Here is a 4,430-nt window from a genome sequence, read left to right as displayed (position 1 = left end):
GCCGCCTTGTGCCTGTTGGAATCGATGGCTAGTCTTCGGTCCGTCACTGAATTTCAGTGATCGGGTTTAGCAGCCTGAGTTCAATAGGCACACGTTTTCACCGCATTATGGCGGCTGTACGTGGGGCACCTTCGGGTGCGCTGGTTTTCCTATTGACCGGTCTGCTAACCCGCGTACAGCTGCCACCTCACGTTTAGCAGCGTTGGTGGTCGCTCCCTTGTTCAATAGGAGTTACACCATGACCAAAGCACTCCCCGATCCACCCATGGATTGCCTCGTCGTCAATGAAGAACTCAGCTTCGAAGACGCCCAACTCTATATTTCCCATCTGATCCACAGCGCATCGGCCACGGTGTGGGACTGTTGCGATCACCTGCAACCCCACGACCGCGCAAGAATCCATGCCGCATGGCATCTGCTGGAAATGGCCAAAACGGTAATAAACCGCACCATCGAATGCATGCCACGAACCTGAAAACACCACAAAACCAATGTGGGAGGGGGCTTGCCCCCGATAGCGGTGTATCAGCGACAGACAGGCTGGCTGACACACCGCTATCGGGGGCACGCCCCCTCCCACATGAATCACGATCATCGTCCTGACCTGAGTCTCAGCCAACCAGGGTATGTCGCTTGCCGAACACCGCCACACTCGCCACGCCCACCGCCCCCATCACCACGCAATACCCCACGCAAATCCACGGACTGGTGGGCATTAGCGCAATCAGCAGCAGCGGTGTGGTACTCGCCCATAGCGCGTAGGCAATGTTGTAGGTGAAGGAAATCCCCGACACCCGCACCTGCGCCGGAAACAGCCCGACCATCACCGACGGCACCGCGCCCACCACCCCGCAGCTCAAGCCGGCCACGGCATAGGCGGCGCCCAGCCAGACCCCGCCGCTGATCAGGCTGGCATACAGGATAAACACCCCCACCGGCAGCAGCAGGCTGTAGACCAGCACCGCGCGCCAGGCGCCGATGCGGTCCACCAGCAGGCCGGCCAATACGCAGCCGATGTTGAGAAACACAATCCCCAACGCGCTCAAGGCGAAGGTGTGGCTGGGGCTCATGCCGAAGGTTTTCTGCATCATGGTCGGAGTGATGACCACCAGCACCACCACCGCCGACGTCAGCACGCACGTGAGGATCATCGCCGGCAGCAACACGGCGCGGTGGTCGCGCAACACGGTGCGCAGTGGCAGTTCGGCGGCAGCCTGGCGGCGGGCCTGCATTTCGAGGAATACCGGCGTTTCGTTGAGCCAGCGGCGCAGCCATACGCCGATCACGCCAAACACGCCGCCGAGCAGGAAGGGGAAACGCCAGGCATAGTCGAGAATCTCGGCCGGGGTGAAGACCTGTGCAAGCAACGTGGCCGTGAGCGCGCCGAGCAAGTAACCGAACGTCAGCCCGGCCTGCAGGAACCCCAAGGCATACCCACGATGACTGCGCGGGGCATGTTCAGCGACGAAGGTCCAGGCGCTGGGCACTTCACCGCCCACGGCGGCGCCCTGCAATACGCGCAGCACCAGCAGGATCAGCGGTGCGAAATAGCCGATTTGCGCGTAGGTCGGCATGACTCCGATCAGCAGGCAGGGCAAGGCCATCATCAGGATGCTCAAGCTGAACACGCGCTTGCGTCCCAGGTGGTCGGCAAAGTGCGCCATCAGGATGCCGCCCAGCGGGCGCGCGAGGTAGCCGGTGACGAAGATGCCGAAGCTTTGCAACAAGCGCAGCCACTCGGGCATTTGCGGGGGGAAAAACAGTTGGCTGAGGGTCAGCGCGAAGAACACGAAGATAATGAAGTCATAGATCTCCAGGGCGCCACCGAGGGCGGCCAGGCCCAGGGTTTTGTAGTCGGAGCGGGAGAAACGCTGCGCCTGTGAAGAAGCGGTGGCAGTCATGTGCATGCTCGGCAGACAAACAAAATGGCGTGCAGATTATGAGCTGAACCGGATGATGGCAATCGCGGTGGATATATTTGTTTTACTCATTGATCGATGAAGATAACTACATTCCCAAATCAATGAACGTAGCGGAACATGCCGCAAAACTGCCCACCCCATAATAAATACAAGAGGAAAGACTCGTGGCCGATGCTATCGAAGAAAGCCGCTATGCCCGATTTGCCCTGCGCTGCTCTAACTTCGCCGAGCGCTGGTTCCCGGACTCGTGGGTGTTCGCCGCCCTCGCCGTGATCATTGTCGCCGTGGCCACCCTGGGCATGGGCGCCGCGCCCACCGAAGCCGCCAAGGCGTTTGGCGATGGGTTCTGGAGCCTAATTCCCTTCACCATGCAGATGGCCTTTGTGGTGATCGGTGGTTATGTGGTGGCCAGTTCGCCGCCTGCGGTAAAGCTGATTGACCGCCTAGCGCGCATCCCGAAGAACGGCCGGTCGGCCGTGGCCTGGGTCGCGTTGATTTCCATGGTGGCCTCCCTGCTCAACTGGGGCCTTTCCCTGGTATTCGGCGGTTTGCTGGTGCGTGCACTGGCGCGTCGCACGGACCTGCGCATGGACTACCGTGCCGCCGGCGCCGCGGCCTATCTGGGCCTGGGCGCCGTGTGGGCACTGGGCTTGTCGTCATCGGCCGCACAGTTGCAGGCCAATCCGGCCAGTTTGCCGCCGTCGATCCTGGCGATCACTGGAATGATCCCGTTTACCGAGACCATCTTCCTGTGGCAATCGGGCGTGATGTTGCTGGCCCTGATCATCGTCTCGCTGATCATCGCCTACGCCACCGCGCCGGGCCCGAACAGCGCGCGTGATGCCAAGGCTTGCGGCGTCGACCCCGCGTTCAACCTGCCCAAGCCGCAGGCGCCGACCCGACCCGGCGAATGGCTGGAGCACAGCCCGCTGCTGACGATTGCGCTGGCGCTGCTGGCGGCCGGCTGGTTGTTCCACGAGTTCTCGAGCAAACCGGCAATCAGCGCCATCTCGGGGCTCAACACCTATAACTTCCTGTTCATCATGGTCGGCGCGCTGCTGCACTGGCGCCCGCGCAGCTTCCTCGACGCCGTGGCCCGCGCCGTGCCGACCACCACGGGCGTATTGATCCAATTCCCGCTTTACGGCTCGATTGCAGCGCTGATGACCGTGGTCAAAGGCGGCGACGGCCAGACCCTGGCGCACCATATCTCGCTGTTCTTCACCTCCATCGCATCCCACGACACCTATGCCCTGCTGATGGGCGTGTACTCGGCGGTGCTGGGCTTCTTCATCCCGTCCGGCGGCGGCAAGTGGATCATCGAAGCGCCCTACGTGATGCAGGTGGCCAATGACCTGCAATACCACCTGGGCTGGGCGGTGCAGATCTACAACGCGGCCGAGGCGCTGCCGAATCTGATCAACCCGTTCTATATGCTGCCGTTGCTCGGGGTCCTGGGGTTGAAGGCGCGAGATCTGATCGGGTTTTCGTTTGTGCAATTGCTGGTGCACACGCCGTTGGTGTTGTTCTTGCTATGGGCGTTGGGGACGACATTGACGTATTTGCCGCCGGTGATGCCTTAGGAGCAGCCGCAAGCTGCAAGTTTTCAGCTTCAAGCTTCAAGCTTCAAGCTTGCAGCTTGTAGCTGCCTTAATCCCGTCACATTGCATTGCTACCGTCCTGCGAAACATCTTGCAACACCTCGCCAAGGACTCCCGCGCAATGAGTGACGAGCACGTAGATCGCCCTTCCACAGATTCCGTAGGCCAGGCGCCGGTTGACAGCAGTCGCCGGCGATTCCTGGGGGGCGCTGCGGTGCTGGGGGTGGGCGCAACCTTGAGTGGCTGTGGAAATGCCGGCCAGGCACCGGAAAAACCGGCGGCGCGCCCACTCACAGCGCCGGAGTTGGACAAGGCCCTGCGCGACCAGGTGAAGACCGTCGTAGTGATCTACGCCGAGAACCGCAGCTTCAACAATCTGTTTGCCGATTTCCCAGGGCTGGAGAAACCCCTCTCGGCGCTGTCCGCCGCTGATTACCAACAACGCGACCGCGATGGGAGCGTATTGCCGGCCCTCCCCCAGACCTGGGGCGGCGTCCTGCAGGCGGGCCCCCAGAGCGTAGATGGGGTGACCTACCCGAGCGCCGTGCAATTCCAGGAAAACCTACCCAACGCACCGTTCGCCCTCAAGGGCCCGAATGCCGAGGACTTGCCGCTGAGCCTGGTGACCCGTGACTTGTGGCACGTGTTTTATCAGAACCAGATGCAGATCAACGGCGGCAAGAATGACGGCTTCGTGGCCTGGGGCGATTCCGGCGGCCTGGTGATGGGCCATTACGCCCAGAGCCGTTACTCTCTGCGCTTGTGGGACGTGGCCCGGGAGTTCGTGCTGTGCGATAACTTCTTCCAGGGCGCGTTCGGCGGCTCGTTCCTCAATCATCAATACCTGATCAGCGCCACCGCACCGACCTATCCCAATGCGGCTCAGTCGGTAGCCAAGGCGCAGATC

The 4,430-nt window shown here is 61.7% G+C and carries 4 protein-coding genes; 3 read left to right on the top strand and 1 reads right to left on the bottom strand.

The window, feature by feature from the left end:
* Positions 1-238: 238 nt before the first annotated feature.
* The gene (locus BFP90_RS10365) at positions 239-475 is read left to right on the top strand and encodes a hypothetical protein (protein ID WP_057725915.1); all 237 of its coding nucleotides are present in this window, start codon (positions 239-241) and stop codon (positions 473-475) included.
* Positions 476-611: 136 nt separating this feature from the next.
* On the opposite strand, the gene BFP90_RS10360 is transcribed toward BFP90_RS10365, so the two are convergent.
* Positions 612-1,901: an MFS transporter gene (locus BFP90_RS10360; protein ID WP_065896596.1), complete on the bottom strand. Its 1,290-nt coding sequence runs from the start codon at positions 1,899-1,901 to the stop codon at positions 612-614.
* A 185-nt stretch (positions 1,902-2,086) separates the two neighbouring features.
* Here BFP90_RS10360 and BFP90_RS10355 point away from each other — a divergent pair, with 185 nt between their 5' ends.
* Together BFP90_RS10355 and BFP90_RS10350 are read left to right on the top strand one after the other, a co-directional pair.
* Positions 2,087-3,505, top strand: coding sequence for a short-chain fatty acid transporter (locus BFP90_RS10355; RefSeq protein WP_065896595.1), 1,419 nt, complete (start codon positions 2,087-2,089; stop codon positions 3,503-3,505).
* 139 nt (positions 3,506-3,644) lie between these two features.
* A partial coding sequence (locus BFP90_RS10350) for an alkaline phosphatase family protein (protein ID WP_141688953.1) occupies positions 3,645-4,430 on the top strand: 786 nt, incomplete at its 3' end.

The organism is Pseudomonas sp. 24 E 13, assembly GCF_900004715.1.
Taxonomy (GTDB): Bacteria; Pseudomonadota; Gammaproteobacteria; order Pseudomonadales; family Pseudomonadaceae; genus Aquipseudomonas; species Aquipseudomonas orientalis_A.
This window is presented reverse-complemented; position numbering and strand designations above follow the sequence as displayed.

Coding starts and splice junctions, on each gene's coding strand:
- BFP90_RS10365 (WP_057725915.1), top strand. CDS start 239: ATGACCAAAGCACTCCCCGATCCACCCATGGATTGCCTCGTCGTCAAT.
- BFP90_RS10360 (WP_065896596.1), bottom strand. CDS start 1,901: ATGACTGCCACCGCTTCTTCACAGGCGCAGCGTTTCTCCCGCTCCGAC.